17 protein-coding genes are annotated in these 22,512 nt (G+C 40.7%); 11 read left to right on the top strand and 6 right to left on the bottom strand.

Annotated features, from left to right (window positions below; translation table 11 throughout):
* Window positions 1–90: 90 nt before the first annotated feature.
* The 4 genes from RS893_RS18460 (at window position 91) to RS893_RS18445 (ending at window position 10,786) form a co-directional block, all read left to right on the top strand.
* Window positions 91–6,315 (top strand): PAS domain S-box protein, encoded by a 6,225-nt coding sequence (locus RS893_RS18460; protein WP_315786622.1) that lies wholly within the window; start codon window positions 91–93, stop codon window positions 6,313–6,315.
* On the top strand, window positions 6,312–6,686 hold the full coding sequence (locus RS893_RS18455; protein WP_315786620.1) for a response regulator: 375 nt from the start codon (window positions 6,312–6,314) through the stop codon (window positions 6,684–6,686). Before RS893_RS18460 ends, RS893_RS18455 begins: the two co-directional genes overlap by 4 nt.
* A gap of 630 nt (window positions 6,687–7,316) precedes the next feature.
* Complete coding sequence (locus RS893_RS18450) at window positions 7,317–7,715, top strand: response regulator (protein WP_315792020.1); 399 nt, start codon at window positions 7,317–7,319, stop codon at window positions 7,713–7,715.
* 2,582 nt (window positions 7,716–10,297) lie between these two features.
* Window positions 10,298–10,786 (top strand): DUF1269 domain-containing protein, encoded by a 489-nt coding sequence (locus tag RS893_RS18445; RefSeq protein ID WP_315786617.1) that lies wholly within the window; start codon window positions 10,298–10,300, stop codon window positions 10,784–10,786.
* Window positions 10,787–10,877: 91 nt separating this feature from the next.
* Here the strand turns inward: RS893_RS18445 and RS893_RS18440 are convergent, their stop codons facing one another.
* Together RS893_RS18440 and aqpZ are read right to left on the bottom strand one after the other, a co-directional pair.
* The gene (locus tag RS893_RS18440) at window positions 10,878–11,084 is read right to left on the bottom strand and encodes a hypothetical protein (RefSeq protein ID WP_315786614.1); all 207 of its coding nucleotides are present in this window, start codon (window positions 11,082–11,084) and stop codon (window positions 10,878–10,880) included.
* Between the two features lie 181 nt (window positions 11,085–11,265).
* The gene (gene aqpZ, locus RS893_RS18435) at window positions 11,266–12,057 is read right to left on the bottom strand and encodes an aquaporin Z (RefSeq protein ID WP_315792019.1); all 792 of its coding nucleotides are present in this window, start codon (window positions 12,055–12,057) and stop codon (window positions 11,266–11,268) included.
* A gap of 321 nt (window positions 12,058–12,378) precedes the next feature.
* Here aqpZ and RS893_RS18430 point away from each other — a divergent pair.
* Window positions 12,379–13,070 (top strand): IS1 family transposase gene (locus tag RS893_RS18430; protein ID WP_315784082.1). Its coding sequence is split into 2 segments (ribosomal slippage): window positions 12,379–12,703 and window positions 12,703–13,070, totalling 693 coding nucleotides; the frame shifts between segments, so codons are not numbered across the junction.
* 419 nt (window positions 13,071–13,489) lie between these two features.
* On the opposite strand, the gene ruvC is transcribed toward RS893_RS18430, so the two are convergent.
* Window positions 13,490–13,981 (bottom strand): crossover junction endodeoxyribonuclease RuvC, encoded by a 492-nt coding sequence (ruvC, locus tag RS893_RS18425; protein ID WP_315786612.1) that lies wholly within the window; start codon window positions 13,979–13,981, stop codon window positions 13,490–13,492.
* Window positions 13,982–14,242: 261 nt separating this feature from the next.
* Between ruvC and RS893_RS18420 the strand changes: the two genes are divergently transcribed.
* From RS893_RS18420 to RS893_RS18395, 6 genes are all read left to right on the top strand, one after another.
* Window positions 14,243–15,613, top strand: a complete 1,371-nt coding sequence (locus RS893_RS18420; protein ID WP_315786610.1) for a YvcK family protein — start codon at window positions 14,243–14,245, stop codon at window positions 15,611–15,613.
* Between the two features lie 86 nt (window positions 15,614–15,699).
* Window positions 15,700–16,176 carry a tRNA (adenosine(37)-N6)-threonylcarbamoyltransferase complex ATPase subunit type 1 TsaE gene (gene tsaE, locus RS893_RS18415; protein WP_315786608.1) on the top strand — a complete coding sequence of 159 codons (477 nt, stop codon included), beginning with the start codon at window positions 15,700–15,702 and terminating at the stop codon, window positions 16,174–16,176.
* 936 nt (window positions 16,177–17,112) lie between these two features.
* The gene (locus RS893_RS18410; RefSeq protein ID WP_315786605.1) at window positions 17,113–17,505 is read left to right on the top strand and encodes a response regulator; all 393 of its coding nucleotides are present in this window, start codon (window positions 17,113–17,115) and stop codon (window positions 17,503–17,505) included.
* Window positions 17,506–17,650: 145 nt separating this feature from the next.
* A complete protein-coding gene (locus tag RS893_RS18405; RefSeq protein WP_315786601.1) occupies window positions 17,651–18,049 on the top strand; it encodes a response regulator in 399 nt (132 codons plus the stop codon).
* Window positions 18,050–18,209: 160 nt separating this feature from the next.
* The gene (locus RS893_RS18400) at window positions 18,210–20,465 is read left to right on the top strand and encodes an FdhF/YdeP family oxidoreductase (protein WP_315786598.1); all 2,256 of its coding nucleotides are present in this window, start codon (window positions 18,210–18,212) and stop codon (window positions 20,463–20,465) included.
* 57 nt (window positions 20,466–20,522) lie between these two features.
* The gene (locus RS893_RS18395; protein WP_315786595.1) at window positions 20,523–20,744 is read left to right on the top strand and encodes a DNA adenine methylase; all 222 of its coding nucleotides are present in this window, start codon (window positions 20,523–20,525) and stop codon (window positions 20,742–20,744) included.
* Between the two features lie 359 nt (window positions 20,745–21,103).
* On the opposite strand, the gene RS893_RS18390 is transcribed toward RS893_RS18395, so the two are convergent.
* The 3 genes from RS893_RS18390 to RS893_RS18380 all read right to left on the bottom strand — a co-directional run bounded on the left by RS893_RS18390 (window position 21,104) and on the right by RS893_RS18380 (window position 22,421).
* Window positions 21,104–21,795, bottom strand: a protein-coding gene (locus RS893_RS18390; RefSeq protein ID WP_315784082.1) for an IS1 family transposase whose coding sequence is annotated in 2 segments (ribosomal slippage) — window positions 21,104–21,471 and window positions 21,471–21,795 — 693 coding nt in all. Because the reading frame shifts where the segments join, the coding sequence is not laid out codon by codon here.
* A gap of 12 nt (window positions 21,796–21,807) precedes the next feature.
* Complete coding sequence (locus RS893_RS18385) at window positions 21,808–22,230, bottom strand: hypothetical protein (RefSeq protein WP_315786592.1); 423 nt, start codon at window positions 22,228–22,230, stop codon at window positions 21,808–21,810.
* An 8-nt stretch (window positions 22,231–22,238) separates the two neighbouring features.
* Entirely contained in the window at window positions 22,239–22,421 is a 183-nt protein-coding gene (locus tag RS893_RS18380) for a helix-turn-helix transcriptional regulator (protein WP_315792018.1), read from the bottom strand.
* Window positions 22,422–22,512: the final 91 nt, after the last annotated feature.

Genomic DNA, 22,512 nt, shown 5'->3' with positions numbered 1-22,512 from the left:
TTCACCGTATAGTTTCCCTATTTGACATGGCTATTCCAACTCAAATCTCCGCAAGTCCGATTTTTCTTGTGTATCCAAGTGTAGGAGAACATGACCAAATCCCCATCACACTTACTGGCTGAGGCAGAGAAAGCGCAAGTTCTGGGTCAAGTCACTGAAGCAGAAGAATATTATGAGCAAGCGATTGACACAGCAAAAGTAAATGGATCTCTGCAAGCAGAAGCTTTAGCGTATGAATTAGCTGCTAAGTTTTATCTGGAGCGCGGTAGGTTGAGGTTTGCTCACAATTACATAACAGAGGCATACTATGCTTACAGACGCTTAGATGCAACAGCAAAAATAAAACAGTTAGAAACACAATATCCCCAGCTACTATCTGAACTATCACTAGCTAACAGCCGCACTTCAACGGATTTAGAAGCTGTTATCAGAGCAAATCAGGCAATTGCGAGTGAAATTGAACTCGAGCGATCGCTCAGTGTCTTAATGAAAATTTTGATTGAGAATGCTGAAGCACAAACGGGTTATTTAATTTTGCCTTGCCAAACAGCATCAACAAGCACAGAAAAATGGGCGATCGCAGCTTCTGGCACAAGAGATATTGCCACAAACGAGCAAATCATTGTGTTGCAATCTTTGCCGATCATTGATCGCCTACCTGTATCGGTAATTAATTATGTGATCCAGACTTTAGAAAGTGTAGTTGTGGATGATGCTACCCGTGAGGGCAATTTTATTAATGATACTTATATTGATCAACATCAAACTAAATCAATTTTGTGTCTGCCACTGCTTCATCAAGAAAAATTGCTCGGGATAGTATACCTAGAAAATAATGTTACTAATGGAGTATTTACAAAAGAACGATTTCAAGCATTAAAACTACTATCTGCACAGGCAGCAATTTCGCTTCACAATGCCAAATTGTACACCCAGTTGCGCGAAAGTGAACAACAATTACGCGCCAGAGAGCGTCAGTTAACTCAGATTCTCGAGGCAATACCGATTGGAGTGACAGCACACAATACCAATGGTGAATTCATTTATAGCAATCAGAAGGCACGGCAGTTACTGGGTATCAACGCTCAATTAGAACTTAAATCCGAGCAGATATCACAATTTTTTCAAGCTTATCAAGCCCAAACCAACCAGCTTTACCCCATCGACCAACTGCCCATCGTGCGCGCTTTAGCGGGTGAATCGGTTCAGGTCGATGATATGGAGTTACGTCAAGCCGATAAAACTGTACCTTTGGAAGTTTTGACAACTCCCATCTTTGATGAGACAGGCACAGTTATTTATGCGATCGCAGCTTTTAGTGACATTACCGAACGCAAACAAGCACAGAAACTCTTAGCCAACTATCACCAGACTCTAGAAGCTCAAATTGCCGAACGCACAGAAACACTACAACAGCAACACGAAATTTTGCAAACCCTGTTTGACCACATGCCTGTGATGTTGAAAATTCGTGATCAAGCAGGTCAAACTGTATTCATTAACCGGGAATATGAGTGTGTTCTGGGTTGGTCTTTAAGCGAACTTCGAGAGAGTGACTGGTTAGCAAAATGCTATCCCGATTTGGAACAACGTCAAAAGGTTGAGGAACATATTCAAGCTGCAACCGGAAAATGGCAGGACTTTAAAACCAGGTGTCGAGACGACCGCTACGTAGATACAACCTGGGCAAATATTCGACTTAGTAATGGTTGGACAGTCGGAATTGGCAAAGATATTAGTGATCGCAAGCGACTGGAAGAGGCGTTGAAAGCATCACAAGCGAAACTCAATGACATTCTCAACTCCGCAGAAGCCTCAATTGCCAGTTTCCGCCTTTACCCTGATCATACTTGGGAAGATGACTATCGTTCCATAGGTTGTGAAAAAGTTTTTGGTTATACTCCCCAAGAATTAACTGGGACAGTTTGGTCATCACGGGTTCCTGCCGAAGATGTGGCAGCTATTAATGAACAAGCGTTGGCAGCGATCCCCCAAGGACAAACGATTACAGTAGAGTATCGCTTTCATCACAAAAATGGCTCTCTCCGATGGATTGCAGAAACCTTAACCTCTCGTTGGGAGCAAACAAGGGGTTGCTGGGTTGTGACTATGGTTGGAGTTGATATCACTGCTCGTAAGCAGGCAGAGGAAGCATTACAGAAAGCTTACAAGCAATTAGAAGAATACAGCACAAATCAAGAAGCAGTAAATCAAGAGTTGCAACACACTCTTGAGGATTTACAAGTGCTTGAGGAAGAACGGCAAGAGCAGAATTGCCGTTTGCTGATCGAGCAACAGCGCTATGAAGATTTGTTTAACTTTGCTCCGGATGGATACCTAGTTACAGATGCTAAAGGGGAAATTTTAGAAGCAAACCATGCGATCGCAACGCTACTTTCTGTAGAATTGGGATTTTTAGCTGGCAAACTCTTAGTTAGTTTTATTCCAGAATCTGCTCGTCAGGTATTTCGTACGCAATTAAGTAATTTATCATCGCTGCCAGACAAACAAACCTGGGAACTAAGCCTGCAACCCAAAAATGGTGAGCCTTTTCCGGTTGAAATTACAGTTGCTCCTGTGCGTGATGCCCGAAAACTCATTGCCCTACGTTGGCTGATTCGAGATATTACTGAGCGTAAACAAGCTGAAACAGCCCTGCGAGAAAGTGAAGAGCGATTTCGTGAGATTGCAGAAAATATCAACCAACTTTTATTTGTCTGGTCTGCTGATTCTCAACAGTTTCTCTATATTAGTCCTGGGTACGAAAAGATTTACGGACTAAGTTGTGAGAGCCTTTATCAAAATCCCAGATCCTGGCTAGAAGTGGTACATCCAGATGATCGTGGATTTGTATTGCAATCTCTCGAGCAACAGTATCAAGGCAAACATGCCCAGCGAGAATATCGGATTATAACATCGGATGGCACAATTCGCTGGATGTTTGCCGAAGTGTTTCCAATTTTTGATCAAGCAGGAAACCTCTTACGCTACATCGGATTAACAGAAGATATCACTGAGCGTAAACGTGCGGAAGAAGCTCTGCGCCTACGGGAGCATGAATTTCGGGCATTAGTGGAAAATGCCCCGGATGTGATTTCTCGAGTTGATCGAGAATATCGCTTCCGCTATATCAATCCTCGTGTCGAGAGCGAAACAGGCATTCCGCCAACCCAGTGGATTGGTAAGACCGAGTTAGAAATGGGTTTTCCTGAAACTGTTGTCAACCCTTGGCACGCGGCCTTAGAGCATGTCTTTGAAACCGGACAGGAGCAGGTCTATGAAGCTGAGTTTCCCTGCCTTGAAGGAATAAATTATTGGCTTTGTCGTCTGGTTCCGGAGTTGGCTGAGGATGGTTCCGTTGCAACAGTTCTAAGCATTGGGCGAAATATTACTAATCGTAAACGTGCAGAGGAAGCATTACGAGAAAGTGAGCAGTTTTTACGCAGTATCTATGAAGGCATTGCAGCTGCGATTTTTATCGTTGATGTGCTAGAAGATGGCAGCTTTCGCTATGTTGGCATTAACCCTGCCCACGAGCGCATATCTGGACTTCTATCAGCAGAAGTTGCTGGCAAAACCCCAGCACAAGTGTTGTCACCAGAAGATGCAGAGGCTGTGACTGCTCGTTATCGTGCCTGCGTCATAGCAAGAAAACGAATCACTAATGAAGAGCGTCTAGTAATTAAAGGCAAAGAAAGCTGGTGGATTACTAACCTGAGTCCACTGCAAAGCGAGGATGGGCGAATTTATCGTTTGATTGGCAGTTGCTTCAACATTACAAGACGGAAAAAACTGGAGCAGTCCTTGCAATTACAAGCAGAACAGGAACGCTTGATTCGTACCATTACTCAGCACATCCGTCAATCACTCGATCTGGAACAAATTTTGAAAACTACAGTAGTCGAGGTACAGCAAACTCTTCAAGCCGACCGCGTATTGATCTCCCGCTTAAATCAAGATGGTTCGGGACAGATAATCGAGGAAGCCGTGGTTCCAGAGTATCCCATGACATATAAAATGCGTTGGGTCGATGAATGTTTCCCTGATGAGTGTTATGAGTACTATCGCCAAGGGAATCCTCGCATTTTACCAGATGTGGCCAAGGATGAGTGGGCGGCGTGTCTGATTGAGTTCATGCAGCAAATTGGGGTGAAATCAAAAGTGGTTGCACCCATTGTTCAAAACTTGGAAGATTCTTCGACCAAGGTTTGGGGATTACTCATAGTTCACGCCTGCTCCCACTACCTCCATTGGAAAGCATCTGAGGCAGAGTTTTTGCAGCAAATCAGTGACCAGCTAGCGATCGCCATTCATCAAGCAGATCTATATCAGCAGTTACAAATTGAACTAGCTGAACGCAAACAGATGCAATTAGTGTTGCAGGAACGCCAAGCAATACTACGGGCGATCGGGGACAATTTGCCTAAAGGGTTCATTTTCCAACTTGTTCATGTTCCAGACCAAGGAGTTTACTTCTCCTACATTAGTGCTGGAATTGAAGACCTGATCGGGCTGAAGCCAGAAGCAATTATCCAGGATGCGAATGTTCTCAGAAGCTTAATTTATGAAGAAGACAAAGTTGTCCGACAAAAGTTAGCCCAGAAATCTCTAAAAACGCTGTGCATTTTTGAGATGCAGATGCGGTTTCGCACCTTACGAGGAAACATTATCTGGTTAGACGTGCGCTCAACACCCCGGCGTTTGCGGGATAGTCGGACAGTTTGGGATGGCGTCGGCACAGACATCACCGATATCAAACAGACTGAAGATGCATTGCGCCGAAGTGAAGCACATTTGGCAATGGCTCAAAAAGTTGCTCAAATCGGTAGTTGGGAATTTGATCTCCAAAGCCAGAAGATTAATTGGTCACAAACAACGTTCCATCACTGGGGAATAGAACCAACTCAAGGTGAACCAAGCTTTGCTGAACTGCTTGAAAGGGTTCATCCTGAGGATCGACAGGTGCTACAACAACATGTTGAACGGGCAATTACCCAGGGAATTCCCTACGCCTTTGATCTACGAATTGTGCTGCCGGATGGTTCAATTCGTTACCTGGATTCTCGTGCAGAACCACTAGTGAATGCCCAAGGACAGGTAATAAAACTGATCGGTACATCGTTGGATATCACTGATCGCAAGCAAACCGAAGAAGCCCTGCGCGAGAGCGAAGAGCGATTCCGTAAGGCGTTTGATGCTGCGCCTATCGGTATGGCATTAGTTTCACCGCAGGGACAATTTCTCAAGGTTAATCGTTCCCTATGTGACATTGCCGGATACAGCGAAGCAGAAATGCTCGCTCTCACTTTTATGGATGTCACCCATGCTGATGATCTTGAGGCTAGTTTAGAAGCCATGCAACGCATGTTGGCAAATGAGATTCGTGTCTATCAGGCGGAGAAACGATATTTGCATAAGCGAGGAGATGTGATCTATATTCTCTTAAATGTGTCGCTTGTCAAAGATCAACATAGACAACCGCTTTATTTTATTGCTCAAATTGAAGATATTAGCGATCGCTATAAAGTTGATCGCATGAAAAATGAATTTATTTCGATTGTGAGTCACGAACTCCGCACGCCATTAACTGCCATTCGCGGTTCTCTGGGAATTTTAGAAACGGGTGTCTTCGATTATGAACCCGAACAAGCGAAAGAAATGCTGCAAATAGCTTTTAATAACAGCGATCGCCTTGTGCGTTTAGTGAACGACATTCTCGATCTCGAACGACTAGAGTCTGGCAAAACCCAACTTGTGATAGAAACATGCGAAATAGCTGATCTGGTACAGCAAGCAATTGAAACAGTGCAGGCGATCGCTAAGGAAGCCGGGGTGCAAATTTCCCTCATGATTACAAACATGCAAATTTGGGCAGCCCCACATGCGATCGTGCAAACATTGATCAATTTGTTAAGTAACGCTATCAAGTTCTCACCTGTGGGTGGTACAGTTTGGTTAAGTACCGAAGTATTAAATCAGGAGATAAGGAAATGGGGGGATAGGGAGATGGGGAGAAAGGTTTCACCCCACCACACAGACCCCACCACCCCATCTCCCCACTTGCCTAATTCCTATATCCTCTTTGCTATTAAAGATCAAGGACGTGGTATTCCTCCAGAAAAGCTCGAAAGCATTTTTGGACGCTTTCAGCAAGTTGATGCTTCTGATTCTCGTCAAAAAGGGGGAACCGGGTTAGGATTGTCCATCTGCAAGAGCATTGTTGAACAACATGGTGGACATATCTGGGTGGAGAGTGTGCTGGGAGAAGGAAGTACGTTTTATTTCACATTGCCACTCAGGAGGGGAGAGGCATGATCAAACGTATATTAGTTGTAGACGACGAAAAAGACATTCGTAGAGTAGTTCAAGTCTCCCTGGAAAAATTTGCAGGCTGGCAAGCTTTTCTAGCTGAGTCAGGTGAGGAAGGATTACTCAAAGCAAAAACTGAAAAACCCCTAGACGCTATTCTCTTAGATGTGTCGATGCCAGATATGGATGGATTTCAGGTATATGATCGCCTTCGTTCGGATGTAGCGACACGATCCATTCCAGTTATACTGCTTACAGCTAAAGTATTGCCGAGCGATCGCCAACGCTTTGCCAAGATGGGAGTTGCTGGTGTGATTACCAAACCGTTTGACCCCATGACAGTTTGGAATCAGGTGAATACAATTTTGGGCTGGTAGGTTGAGAAAGGAAAAACAGATAATTATCTGCCCTTCAGGCAAAGCAGAAGGCGGAGGGCAGTCGCGATGAAAAAATTTCACCATTAAGCATGAAAAACCTCACCCCGTCAAGAGAGAACATCCCTCTTTGCGGGTTCACCAGAGGGGATTGGGGGTGAGGTTACTTTCAACTCATATCAAGTTCGCATGATTACTTACAATTCCCTTTTACCTCACCCCGCCTTCGGCACCCCTGTTCTTGCTAAGGAGAGGGGATGGGGGGGTCCCCTCTGGGGAACTCGGGGGCCCCACTCCCCTAAGGGAGTGGGGATTAGGGGTGAAGGGGCTGTTCTTGTGAGGTTTTTTATTCTAAGTGATTAACCGAACTTGATCTCAGCCATTCATGAACGTTGGTACACTAATCTTGCCATGAAAATTCTTATCCCTTCTGCCACGCCAGGTGCTTTATGCCTTCTTCAAGGAATAATGATTATCAACTCGTTTTAGAAATTGCTTACAAATATCTTAGTTTTTGGCTTTATTCTTCTGTGTAGAGTGATTCAATTCTAGAAAAACCCAGTGACAGAGTTTAGTCCATCTTCAAAATCCCTCTTTGGGGGCGCTGTTGAACGACCCAAAGTAAATTTAGTCATGTCTGGTAAGCTGATTTTGCTCATCGATCACGAAGCTTCTGTCCGAACGATTTTGCAAGTTTGTTTAAGTCGTCTTGGTGGCTGGAATGTGCTGTCAGTTTCCTCTCTCAGTCAAGGGCTGGAAGTTTTAATGCTTAAAGAAGCATTATTGCTCAAAAGACCTGATGTGATTCTTCTGGATATGCCGATGCTAGCAACAGATGGTCTTGGGGTTATGCAAGAATTTAGAAATCATCCACTCATCCAACCTATTCCAATTGTTTTGATCACCGCAAAAGCCAGCTGGTTTTCAGATCAACAGCTTAAACATATGAGAATTGTTGGAGCGATCGCCAAGCCTTTCAACCCAATTAAACTGCCCAAACAAATTACTGACATACTTAATTGGGAATCATAACTAAGCTAATAACAATTTTGGATTTTAGATTTTGAATTGGAAGTTTTTGCTAAAAGGCTATATTAGAAATCTCAAACAATAATAACTCTCCCAATTTAGTCTAATATCAAGTTCTGTTAATCACTTGTTATAAAACCTCACAAGAACAGCCCCTCTGGTGAACTCGCAGAGAGGGGTGCCGGAGGCGGGCTGAGGTTAAACGAGAATTATAAGTAATTATGCGAACTTGATATAAAAGATTTCAAGAATTATTTTTAGCTTTGTTTTATAAATTTATTATTTTCTACTTACTTTTTAAAGCTAAATTTTTCTCATATATAATATCAAGTCTGGCTAACTGCTTAAGATATAAAGCTTAGTCATTGAGTTTATGTGATTGGTTTTCTCATTACCAATTAGCAATTTAGGCGGATGATATAAGTGTTCCAATGAACATAATATTATATCAAGTTTGGTTAATCACTTAGAATAAAAAACCTCACAAGAACAGCCCCTCTCCTTGCTAAGAACAGGGGTGCCGAAGGCGGGGTGAGGTAAAAGGGAATTGTAAGTAATCATGCGAACTTGATATTATACCAATTTCACAAAATTCTTAATACAAATTCTCTCACTTCTCCTCATCCACGCTAGGCGATACAACATCTGCAAAGCATCGGCTAAAACATCAAGTATCATACATAATATTTGCTGTATGATTTTGCGATCATATTTGCTATAAATATTCTCATATTCTGCCACAAATATTTTAAAGGCTAAGGGAGTTACCACTCAGCAATATGCGTGCTTAAATGAGGCTAAAACTCACCCTACGGGTAGACACAAAGTGGCTTCTGAAAGTAGAAGCTCGTAAGAGCAGCTACACTACAAACCTATCAAAATTAGTGTGGTGGAATACTGATAATAAAAAACTTAAGTCAAATCTTAAAATGAAGATATTCACTAGTAAATATTTTAATAACAAGCAATAATTTATCTAGAAGCAAAATGCTATTGCTTAGCAAACTCTGAACCTGAAATTACTGTGAAGTAGAATTTATTAGACAAGATGACAGATTGACGTTATGACAAATTGACGCTAGGATTGATGCTTTCATAAGGAAAACCCCAGTGGAACTGGGGCTGGGTTGAACGTTTCCTATGTCACTATAGTCACATGATGGCGATTCCGAAACAGTGAATCTCACCCATGAAATTGGGTAAAAGTTAACCCCGGTACGACCGGGGTTAATTCTGGGTTAGCGCTGCAAATAGTTATGAGTAAAGGATATAGCAGCATCTAGTAGCAAAATCATGAGGTGTATCAGATGTTTTTTTTGTCATTTTCACACGAATTTTCAACACGAAAAAATGACAATTTCTGGCATATGGTTCATCCTCACTACTTCCCTAAGGCTATGCCGTCTTGTATAAGTCGGCTTCGGTTGCCCACTGAGTGGCAAGGTGTTCGGAATTACTTGTCAACTCAGAGCATGAAGCATAAGATTTTCTCTATAAATTAACTTTCAGCATAACCATATATCTATAGAAATCTCATTTGATTTCTCCACAAGGCAAAGATAAGGAGGAAGTTTTTCTCAGAAAGTCAGTGGAATTTCTACTCCTATCAATTAATAATACCAGATTCAAAAATGATTGCCATAGATGTGTGAAATTAAAGTTTTATCCAGTAGAGCTTTCGTAATCAAACATTCAAACTTCACTATATTATAGTACAGAAAATGTACCAGAAATAGATATTAAATTTATAAATTTCTGATTTACAATTGAATTTTATATAATTTTATATTCTTGATTTTTTGATTTAATTTTATTATTTATTTCTTATAAAGTTCTTATTAAGTACTTATCTTTATGAGTTAAAATGACACAGACAATAAACTGAAATTCATCAAAATATATATTAATAAAGGAGTTCTATGAAATGAAAATTTTTAAATTTCCAACAAACACCACTTTTCAAAGATGTATTTACATCTAACCAGAGATAATTTCAACATATTTTGGATTTGAGATTTATAATTTTAGATTTACCTTAATCCAAAATAGTATATCTTATAAGTGTCCTGATTCAGTAGTGAATTTCTTTGACAATTTGGCTTTTCTAGCTAATTAGTTCCTCCAATTATCATATTTAAATCTGTATAGAAATTATAATTTTAAACTTGTTAGCTAGGATTTTTAATGTTGCTAGTCTTATTTATTAACAATTTGTTTGACTAAATAACTATAACCAAGCTTCAATTTTACGCTTTTGGTGTCATCAAAAATCTTGAAGTACCATGCCTTATCAACAAACAGTTGCTAGACCCCTGTTAAAGGTTTTATCTATAAAAGCAAAGTATGATAAATCGCACATGCAATTTATCCATGCAAGCAAAGTAATTGTGGTGACAATCATTTTTGTTCCCGCTAGATTACATCATCAAACAAGCAGGCAACAATCACCTAGACAGTTGCATTACCACCTTCGACAACGACAGCACCCTTGGGGTATGGAAAGTATCGGTATGAATATCTCTTTAAAGCAATTGCACTAGCCAATGAACACTTTGAAAACAGAGTCATACAGTAGGACAGATTCCATGGAAAATCCTATTAACCTAATCATTGCTTGTTTTAGAGACCAAAAAGAGGCTGCCGAAGTACTTGAGGAGCTAAAGCTACTCAAAAAAGAAAAGATTTTCGGTCTTTGGAATGCAGCAGTCATTACTAAGAATCAAAACGGTAAGCTGTCTCTGAAACAAACAGCCCAAACAGTAGGAATCAAAAGCGGTGCGGGTATTTGTGGCATTTTAGGGGCCATTATCGGCATTGTTGCAGGTGGCCCAATTGCAGGCATAGTGTTAGATACCGCACCTGGTGCTTTTAGCGGAACAGTGATCAATTTAGGGTTTGATGATCGAGAACTTAGAGAATTTGGGAACTCTATGGCTCCTGGTAGTTCTGCCATCGTTGCCATTATTGAACCTCAATGGGTTGGAGAACTGGTTTATACCCTGACGAAACCAGGAGCCGAAATCATGCGTCAGCAGCCTAAGGACGCAGTGCTAGAGCGATCGCTATCTAGGTAAATCATCCGTGAGAGACAAGATCCCCGACTTTTTGGAGAAGCCGGGGATTTGGGCTTTGCGATTCTCACAAATCAGATTCTGAATACTATATTCAAACTTCGCACTTTAATCCAGTAACATCTTCGAGATTTGATATTAAATCCCTCATGTCGTTCCATTGAAAATATCTTAAATATCCAGCTTCTAGTAAAAGAGAAATTTGTTCTTGCATATTCTGTTCATTCCACCGACCATTGTGTAAAAGATCAAATACTTGGTCAAGGTATTCCAGATATTTCTCATCAACAGATTTATTCATAGCAAATGCACCCTCATACCTTTATACGTTTAATGCCATTTACGCTGTCTTGAAAATACTTGGTGGCTTTGTGTCTTATTGGTAAAAATTTTTGAACCACAAAGACACCAAGACACAAAGAGTTTTCATATATTCTGGTGTACGCAATTTACTGTTTATCCTTCTGACTCCACTTCACGAACTATCGCCGCGAATAACCCCCCTTACTTATATCTCGTGAAGAGCCAGATTCTGCCTCACCTACAACTTGCACTCCTGATTCACCTAAAGCGCTTGAATAAAACAAGCCTGCCAAGATTGCGCCTAAAATAGGAGCTACCCAAAACATCCATACTTGCCTAAACATTTCTACACCAGCAAAAAGTGCAGGACCAGTACTACGAGCAGGATTCACCGATGTATTAGTTATGGGAATGCTAATCAAATGAATTAGTGTCAGTGCCATACCAATGGCAATCGGTGCAAAACCTTTAGGAGCGCGACCATCAGTTGCACCTAAGATGACAATTAAAAAAACAAAGGTAAGTACAATCTCTGTTATGAAACAGGCAATCAATGAATAACCCCCAGGAGAATGCACTCCAAAACCATTGGTTGCTAGTGGATTGGAACCAGAAAGTGTAAATCCTGGTTTACCAGTAGCAATAAAATAAATTAAGCCTGCGGCTACTGTTGCTCCCAATACTTGAGCAATGATATATGGAAGTAACTCAGAGGCAGGAAAACGCTTTCCTGACCAAAGTCCAAATGATACAGCTGGGTTAAGGTGGCAACCTGAGATGTGACCAACGGCATAGGCCATAATCAGCACTGTTAGACCAAATGCTAAAGCAACACCTACAAAGCCAATTCCTAATTCATTTGTTGTGATATTAGGAAATGCTGCTGCAAAAACTGCACTGCCACACCCACCAAGAACTAGCACAAAAGTGCCGATAAATTCTGCAAGACACCGCGTAAAAAGTGACACCATCATTAGCTCCCTGCTTAATCAACAAACTGCAAATAAGTTAAGCACTGAGAAATTTTTTACGATTTTTAGCTTGTATCTTGAGTCTTAACTATCGTTAAATTTGTCAATTTATACAGTTGGTTTCAATGACAGTTAAGCCAGTTAAGTAGATTATTCCAAAAAATTAAACCGTGCAAAGAATTTAGAAAAATCTGACGTATACTAACTGCTTATTTGAGATATAGTCTGGCTTGAGATTTAATTTTTCCACTATTGAATACTTGCAATATATTTAAATATTTGGCGTTGCATAATAGCGGTATGAATTGAGGTCAATTAATCATGGAATGTCCACGCTGTGGATCTTGTCATAACCGTAAGAATGGAAAGAAAAGAGGTAAACAGAATCACATTTGCTGTGATTGTGGTCGTCAATTCATTGATGTCTATAAACCACCCAGGGGCTACTCGGATGAAATCAAACAAGAATGCCTAAAAATGTACGTCAATGGTATGGGATTTCGTGGAATTGAAAGGGTGAAAAACGTTCATCATACTACCATTATTCATTGGGTTAAACGAGTGGGTACACAATTGGCGGATACACCAAATTCAAAGGAAATTCCGCAGGTGGGAGAACTAGATGAATTAGAAACATTTATTGGTTCAAAAAAAATAAAATCTGGTTGTGGACGGCGGTAAATCACTTTACTCAAGGTATTCTTGCTTGGGTTTTAGGTGATCGTAGTTCGACTACTTTCCAACAGTTATGGAACATTGTCCAGTGTTGGCAGAGTTATTTTTACGTCACAGATGGATACCCTGTTTACCCTTGTTTTGTTCCTGATGGTGACCAAATTGTGAGTAAGACCTACATGACACGAGTCGAAAATGAAAACACAAGGCTTAGACATTATTTGGCTCGTCTTCATCGTAAAACTTTATGTTATTCCAAAACCGAGGAAATGCTGAGATACTCTGTTCGATTGTTATTGCACTACCTCAAATATCGTTCTGTTCCCTTACCTGCCTAAAACATACCTTTATTCAGCAACGCCAAATATTTTGCTACAAATGAACTTTAGACCCGTTAATTGTCTTCCTTGGGCTATTCTTAATAAGAGAAATTACAGATCAAATACTCACTATTCTCTCAGTGCGAGAATTAGGACTTACGTAGTAGTAACGGAAAAACGAACCACATAGACACGCTCATAGGCTACTTACCCTTTGGGAACCCTTTCAGGGAACAGAAGCCACTTCTGTCTACCCGTAGAGTAGGACACAAAGAACACGAAGAAAGAGGTTTTCAGAGAGATTTTGCGTAAGTCCTAAGAATAAAATATTATTTGTTGATTTTTAGCAGCAATTCTCTAAAAATTATCTTTTATCCAAAAAGCGATATTTACATTTTTAGTTAACAGCGATCGCTTTTGAGAGCAATCCACTATCATCAATACTGAAACAAGGCTGTCAAAGCTACTGCTAAAGCATCTGCGGCATCATCTGGACGAGGAACATAATCTAAATTTAACTCTCGCGCTACGGCTTGTTGAACTTCGTATTTTTCTGCATTGCCGTACCCTGTTAATGCTTGTTTAATTTGAGCAGGGGTAAACTCTAAATACGGAAGATTGTGTTGTGCCAAAACTAGCATGATGACACCCCGGGCTTGAGCAACTAAGATAGTATTTCCCATACGATAGAAAAATAGTTTTTCAATTGCTACCAAGTCTGGTTGTAAATCTTCGATCAAAGTGTGTAAATCTTCGTACAATGTACGTAGCCTCTGGCCCATTTCCGCGTCGGCTGCTGTGGTAATCACACCAAAATCTAGCATATCTACTGTGGTATCTCGCTGCTGAGCTTGGCTTGAATTGCAGATAATTGTTCCAAATCCTAAAGTTGCTAAACCTGGATCTAATCCTAAAATTCGCTTTTCCATTAATTTCAAATTAACTCAACCAAAATATTGTTTTATCGGGTAAATCGGCAACTTTGACAGGGTGCTTTTAATCTATTAGGGGTATAGAAGTGTAGGGTAAGGGGGAAAAGGAAAATACTAAGTCCTTTAAACTTTACCCTTCTTTCAATCCTTACACCCTTTCGTGTAATCACAAATGTAATAATCCGACATTTGAGGTATAAACCAGGTAGTGTAAATTTTCTGTTAATCATTAGTTTTTATCAACGCTTCTTTTTAGGTATGTCAATTGGTTTTTTCAGACAAGCCCTTAACGCTTTGCAAAAGCAGTCGCGCCGCCGCACTCCCCACCGAGTTAATCAGTGGTTCAAATGGTTATCACCAGGACTATCGGTGAAACGTTGGTTGTTGATTAGCATTGGGGGTGTGTTACTAGCATCTCTGGGGTTGGCAATTTGGATTAAGCTAACGCCGATTTTCTGGGCGCTGGAATTAGTGAGGGGTTTTCTGGGAGCAATTACTGAGATCATACCCAACTATATTAGTGGGCCTCTTGTTTTGCTAGGTGGGTTGTTGTTGCTACTTTGGGGACAAACCCGCACAGTTGGTTCAATTACTGAAGTCCTACGACCTGATAGTGACGAAGAATTAGTGGATGTGCTGTTAGCCTATCGCCGACTGTACCGAGGGCCGAAAATAGTTGTGATTGGAGGCGGTACGGGACTTTCTACTTTACTAAGAGGACTCAAACATTACAGCGCTAATATTACTGCTATTGTTACTGTCGCTGATGATGGCGGATCTTCTGGGCGCTTGCGTCGAGAATTTGGTGTTTTACCACCTGGGGACATTCGCAATTGTTTGGCAGCCCTAGCGGACGAAGAAAAATTACTCACAGAACTGTTTCAATATCGTTTTCAAGTCGGCGATGGTTTAACTGGTCACAGCTTTGGTAATTTGTTCTTAACCGCGATGAGCGAAATTACTGGCGATTTGGAACGGGCAGTTGCTGCTAGTTCTAAAGTACTCGCCATCCGAGGACAAGTTTTACCAGCAACTCTTAGTGATGTGCGCTTGTGGGCGGAATTGGCTGATGGTCGTCGCATAGAAGGGGAGTCTAAAATTACCGAAGCAGGAGGTAATATTGTTAAGATTGGCTGTCTGCCTGTGAATCCGCCTGCTTTGCCTGCGGCAATTAAGGCGATTAAGGAAGCTAACTATATAATTATGGGGCCTGGTAGTCTGTATACTAGCGTTATTCCTAATCTCTTAGTACCAGAAATTGCTGATGCGATCGCCGCGTCAGTTGCACCTTGTATTTATGTCTGCAATATCATGACTCAACCAGGAGAAACCCAAGGATTTAGTGTTGCTGACCATATTCGGGCAATTGATGCTGCTTGCGGTGATAGACGTTTATTTAATGCTGTGCTGGTACACAAAAAATCTCCTTCAGAACGCGCCCTGATACGTTACGCACAACAACACTCCCATCCTGTCTTTTTAGATCGCGAAGATGTCACCAAATTAGGACGAAGAATTGTTTTAGCTAATGTCATGTACGAAGATGACACAGGTTGTGTGCGCCATGATCCCCAAAGATTAGCAAAGGTGTTATTGCGGTGGTACAGTGGAGCCCATCACGCGAGATGAGGGAGTGTGGGGAGTAGTGAACAAGCAACTACTAACTACTAACTACTAACTACTAACTACTAACCAATAATTGTTGACTAATCATTATGAAAATTTTTCTTGCTGATGCAGAGGTAACGCGATCGCTTGGTATGACTCTGGGCCAATACCTAAGTCCTAATACTGTGATTTTGTTAGAAGGCGATTTAGGTGCTGGTAAAACTACTCTAGTACAAGGTATTGGCGAAGGCTTGGGCATCACGGAACCTATTGTCAGTCCTACTTTTACTCTCATTAATGAATATACAACAGGGCGGCTTCCTCTCTATCATCTAGACCTGTATCGGCTAGAACCGCAAGAAGTAGCAGCTTTAACTTTAGAAACCTACTGGGAAGGTGTTGAGGTTATGCCAGGAATAGTGGCGATTGAATGGGCGGACAGAATGCCCTATCAGCCATATAGTTATCTCAGTCTGCATTTGAGTCATGAAGATCAAGGATATCGTTACGTTAAGATTACTTCATGTAATTTCACCATTAACCCAGAAATTTTAGCTGTTTTTAAAGAATTTGTTGGTAGCTGAGGCATTAATATTTTTATCTACCACTACCACGTTCACTAGAAGGATCAAATAGCATTGTTATCTCTCTTATCTAAATTTATTTACAATTTTTTCAAAAATAGTTAATCCAGCATTAACAAATACATTTTTTGACATTCATGTTAAATTTGACTACTTGTCGCCAATGAAAATTTAGTAAATACATCACAACGTAATATTTTTACTAATGTGTTTATTTAAACAGTGATTTTGTATCATGTTGGTTGCTTTATATTTGGTTTAATTTATATAAAAATCACTTTTCATAATGTTTTTAGGAGTTGTTAGCAGCTTGATAATGACTCTGAAGTGTTGGTAATTCTCTGTATTTTCTACTTATGTGGGTAGCTTTTATCTAATAATTTTAGTAATTCCAATTAAAGAAATTGAAAAAATCAAACTATATTTTAATGTGAACAATACGGTGTTTAAAATTAACATAATTCAACTCATACTATTTTTCATAAACTAATAACCTAATGTTTGTGGTTCTTACCATCTCGATTTATACGTATTCATTCTCTACCAAACTCAGACAATAAATCCGGATAGCGAAACACCGAAATTTAGCTGATAAAAGTTAAACAACTATGTCATGTTGCATAAGTCATTTAGCTTATGCACAGGCTTATATTTCCCAACTAAAGTTCACAATTTATACATAGATACAATAAAACTATCTCTGATAAGATAAACTCATCATAAAACGTAGAAATAAAGCTTTTTTAAATCAAAGATTAGTAGCAAGTATGGCGGTGAAAATAAAGCTCACTTGTTGAGTTCATATAAAAACCCTGCTAGATTCTCAGTCTAGAAGAATTAAATATGTTGAGCGATCGCTCTAACCTTCAAAGGCTATTGCAATTGGCTGTTCAATTTATGCGACCATTTTAGAGTGGTACAAACTGTTCAGAATAAATGAAGACCCTACAAGTCCTAGATGGTTTGCGGGTACTGCTGGTAGATGACGATGCCGATTCTCTTGAGTTAGTAAGGTTCATTCTTGAGCAATATCATGCTCAAGTGAGTTCGACAGCATCAACCTGTGAAGCCCTTCAGGTGATCCGGCTATGGAAACCAGATATTTTAATTAGCGATATTGCTATGCCTGATGAGGATGGTTATTCATTCATTCGCAACGTCAGAAATCTTGAAGGGGAGATGGGACAGATTCCAGCCATTGCTTTAACAGCACTTGTGAAGCAGGAAGCAGTTGCTGTTGCTTTGCAGGCGGGGTTCTCTACTTGTATAGTGAAACCGTTTGATCCTGATCAGTTGGTGAAAGTGATCTCCAACCTGTTGCTGCAATAAATATCCTGTCGTCAGGTTTACAAACAAACTTAATATTATGTTAATTCCGCAAGTGGAAGACAGCAAGTAAATCCTTAGTAGGAAGAAAAGAAAGTAGTTGGCTATGTACACATGACAAGAGAATAGTTATGGTGTTAATTGCCTTATGGTTGATAGAGGAGCATTGCAAAACAGTGCTAATAAGCACATTCTTGTCTGTGATGATGTTGAGGACAACTGCTATTTCCTGCAAATGATTTTGGAACTAGAGGGTTATACCGTTGACACAGTAAATTCTGGAGAGGCGGTGCTTGCCAAACTTAAAGTAGAAACTTTTGATTTGCTTCTATTGGATGTGATGATGCCAGGGATGAATGGATACGAAGTCGCTTTTCGTGTTCAACAAAACCCTGATAGCCAATCTCTGCCTATTATACTGATTACAGCACACGAACAAGGGCTTGTCGAAGAAGAATGTAAAGTAAAGGTGGATGGAATTATTCGTAAACCTGTTGACCCTGAGACTCTGTTAGCTCAAGTTCAAGCGAGTTTACAGCAAACCTAGACCAAGTATCCTAGCAAGGAGGCAAATAGAGAAGACACAGCTTGAGCTATTGATCAGTAGGCATAAATTATTATTTAACTTTTAGCAGACTGATAGCGATTTTTGAAATCAGATGGCAGATTAAATTTATATCAAATGAATTATTACTGCATCCAGGGTTATGTTGCGGAAACCGAAAAAGCGTTGGACACCGTCGAACTGGGCAAGTTGGAAGCCATTTGGCATTGGGGAGCAGTATCCAAATAATTACTGGGAGGTATTTCGAGCTATCTGGTTGTCGCGCGATCGCTTACCCTACGCTTGGAATATTCTTAATCAGGGAGTTTGTGACGGTTGTGCTTTAGGTACAACCGGAATGAAAGATTGGACGTTAGAAGGAATACATATATGTAATGTCCGTCTGCGGTTATTACGTATGAACACAATGCCAGCTTTTGACCCCAAGTTATTGGCAGATGTCGGACAGTTACAGATGTACAAAAGTGCTGAACTAAGGGAATTAGGACGTCTCCCTTATCCCATGCTCCGCCGATGTGGCGAAAAAGGGTTTCGTCGGATTAGCTGGGATGAAGCTTTAGATATAATTGCTATCCGTATCCGTGCTACTACACCAGACCACCTTAGTTTCTACATTACTAGTCGCGGCACTGTTAACGAAACTTACTACGCTACCCAAAAAGCTGTACGGGCGATGGGAACAAATAATATTGATAATGCTGCCCGTATTTGCCATTCTCCCAGTACCGCCGGGCTGAAATCAGCATTGGGTGTGGGTGCGACTACCTGTTCTTACAAAGACTGGGTGGGTACTGATTTATTAGTCTTCATTGGCTCAAATGTAGCTAATAACCAGCCTGTAACCGTCAAGTATTTGCATTATGCCAAGAAAGCAGGTACAAAGATTGTTGTGATTAACACCTACCGCGAACCAGGAATGGAACGCTACTGGGTTCCCTCTATTCCTGAAAGTGCTTTATTTGGTACTAAATTCGCCGAAGATTTCTTTTTGGTAAACATGGGTGGTGACACGGCATTTTTAAATGGCACCATCAAGCATATGATTGCCAACGGTTGGGTAGACGAGTCGTTTATTAACTACTACACCACTGGTTTTGCAGAACTGGAAGCAATTCTTGCAAATCAATCTTGGGAAGAGTTAGAGAGACTTTCAGGTAGTACTCGCGAGCAAATGTACGCCTTTGCCAAAATGGTGGGGAAAGCCCAAAAAGCTGTGTTTGTTTGGAGTATGGGCATCACCCAGCATGAATACGGTGAAGATAATGTTAGAGCTATTATTAATCTGGCACTTACTAAGGGCTTTGTTGGTCGAGAAGGATGTGGTTTGATGCCAATTCGCGGCCACTCTGGGGTGCAGGGTGGTGCGGAAATGGGATGTTACGCAACTGTGTTTCCAGGTGGTAAACTCATTACTCCCGAAAATGCTGCCCAGTTAAGCCAGCTTTGGGGGTTTGAAGTGCCTACAAGTCAGGGTTTAATAGCCCCAGAGATGATTGACGCTGCATACAATAGGCAATTAGATGTTTTGTTCTCTGTAGGTGGGAATTTCTTGGAAGTGTTACCAGAACCTGACTATGTAGAAGAAGCCCTCCAGCGTGTACCGTTGCGAGTTCATATGGATATTGTTCTGTCTAGTCAAATGTTAGTGGAACCAAGTGATACTGTGGTGCTTTTACCTGCTACAACTCGCTACGAGATTCCTGGAGGCGTAACAGAGACTAGCACTGAACGCCGAGTCATTTTTAGCCCAGAAATCCCCGGCCCTAGAATTGGTGAAGCACGTCCGGAGTGGGAAGTGTTTATGGAATTAGCAAGGCGCGTTGTAGAGACGCGACATGTCGCGTCTTTACATTTTGAGAATACGGCTGTGATGCGGCAAGAAATTGCCCAAGTTATCCCTCAGTATGCTGGTATACAACACTTGCAGCAAGCAGGCGACCAATTTCAGTATGGGGGTTCGCATCTGTGCTTTGGCTGGAATTTCCCTACAGCAGATGGCAAAGCACATTTTGCACCATTGTCTCCAAATGTAGGATTACATGGCAATGCACCTTTACCAGCAGATTGTTTTTTAGTCGCAACCCGCCGGGGTAAACAATTCAACAGTATGGTACAAGAACGCAAAGATGCTATTACTGGTGCATTCCGGGAAGCGGTGTTAATGAATGCTGCGGATGCAAATAGATTGGGGTTGAAAGCAGGTGATGCGGTGATTCTCAAAAATGAGTTGGGAGAGTTTCAGGGTAGAGTATATGTTGCGCCGATTCAGCCTGGTAATTTACAGATTCATTGGCCAGAGGGAAATGTGTTGCTAGATAAAAGCAAGCGATCGCGCGAAGGTGTACCAGATTATAATGCTGTGGTGCGATTGGAAAAGGAGCAAAAGCCGGAACATTGACATTATTTCGTCTGTATACTATAGTTAGCAACCTGATGATACTATTTTTGAGGATGAATGACCGTAAATCAGTCTATTAACTCGCCATTCCGGTATGCTGGTGGTAAGTTTTATGCTCGTAATCTCATCCTCAAACACATTCCTCCCCACTTATATTATGCAGAACCTTTTGCTGGAGGAGGCTCTATATTCTTTGCAAAACAAAAGGTAAAAAACAACTGGTTAAATGATATTGATCAAGCATTAATAAATACATATTTGATTATTAGAGAGATTTAGGCAATTTTGTTTACCACAAAAAACACCGCTTTTCCTCGATACAGCTAAATCTTGCGAACTTGCAAGATAAACTTTGTTATAAACAAACTCCTGTAAAGCTTTTTCTGTGTTGGAAGAGGGGTTTAACTTAATTAAAAATTTCTTTCCTGCTTCAGTAGGCTGAAATTTATACATTAGATTACCACTTCATCTTCCCAAGTTTGATAAAAAGCATTACCAATAGATGTGGCAACTACATTGAAATGTGATGCGCGATATTGATCACTGTGGACAAGAAATACTTCTGGACTAATACCAATAAGTCTTGCAGCTGATTCAACCTTTGCAGGTGTTTTGGCGTTGCTGAATAAAGGTATGTTTTAGGCAGGTAAGGGAACAGAACGATATTTGAGGTAGTGCAATAACAATCGAACAGAGTATCTCAGCATTTCCTCGGTTTTGGAATAACATAAAGTTTTACGATGAAGACGAGCCAAATAATGTCTAAGCCTTGTGTTTTCATTTTCGACTCGTGTCATGTAGGTCTTACTCACAATTTGGTCACCATCAGGAACAAAACAAGGGTAAACAGGGTATCCATCTGTGACGTAAAAATAACTCTGCCAACACTGGACAATGTTCCATAACTGTTGGAAAGTAGTCGAACTACGATCACCTAAAACCCAAGCAAGAATACCTTGAGTAAAGTGATTTACCGCCGTCCACAACCAGATTTTATTTTTTTTGAACCAATAAATGTTTCTAATTCATCTAGTTCTCCCACCTGCGGAATTTCCTTTGAATTTGGTGTATCCGCCAATTGTGTACCCACTCGTTTAACCCAATGAATAATGGTAGTATGATGAACGTTTTTCACCCTTTCAATTCCACGAAATCCCATACCATTGACGTACATTTTTAGGCATTCTTGTTTGATTTCATCCGAGTAGCCCCTGGGTGGTTTATAGACATCAATGAATTGACGACCACAATCACAGCAAATGTGATTCTGTTTACCTCTTTTCTTTCCATTCTTACGGTTATGACAAGATCCACAGCGTGGACATTCCATGATTAATTGACCTCAATTCATACCGCTATTATGCAACGCCGGTGTTTTAGTAGTACGCGATCGCATACATTTAACTGCAATCAGATAATCGCCTTTTGTAGTAACTCCAGATAGATTTCTTTTAGCAACCTTAAAACTTCCCTTGCTTGCTAATTTACATTCAATCGATATAATTTTACCTGTCTGATGATGCTTTACCATAATATCGATATCATGAATTCCGCTCTGTGCATTCATTATAGGTTTAGTAACAGTCCAATCTTGAGATGGCAAGATTTGCTTCAACCTAGAGTAAATAGAATACTCAAAGGCTTTGCCACGAATCATGGGAGCCACTTTTAAATCGGTTAGTATTTTGTATAAGTCAGTGGTTGATATATTTAATGATCGACAAAATTCACGAATGTCATTAATCCATTGCTCTGGTTGAGTCATACTCATGATCAACTAATTCCTCTTAATAATTCCTCAACACTCATTTCCAGAGCTTTCGCAACTTTTTCAATATTGATGAGAGTGATGTTCTTCTCAGCTCTTTCAATCATTCCTATATATGTCCGATGCAGTCCTGCTTTCTCAGCTAATTCCTCCTGAGAAAGACCTCGCTTTAATCTTTCATCTCTTATATCAAGTTCGCATGATTACTTACAATTCCCTTTTACCTCACCCCGCCTTCGGTACCCCTGTTCTTGCTAAGGAGAGGGGATGGGTGTGAGG

The sequence above is a fragment of the Fischerella sp. JS2 genome, from assembly GCF_032393985.1.
Lineage (GTDB): Bacteria > Cyanobacteriota > Cyanobacteriia > Cyanobacteriales > Nostocaceae > Fischerella.
Note: the sequence above shows the minus strand (reverse complement) of the source record. Positions and strands in the feature narration are given on the sequence as shown.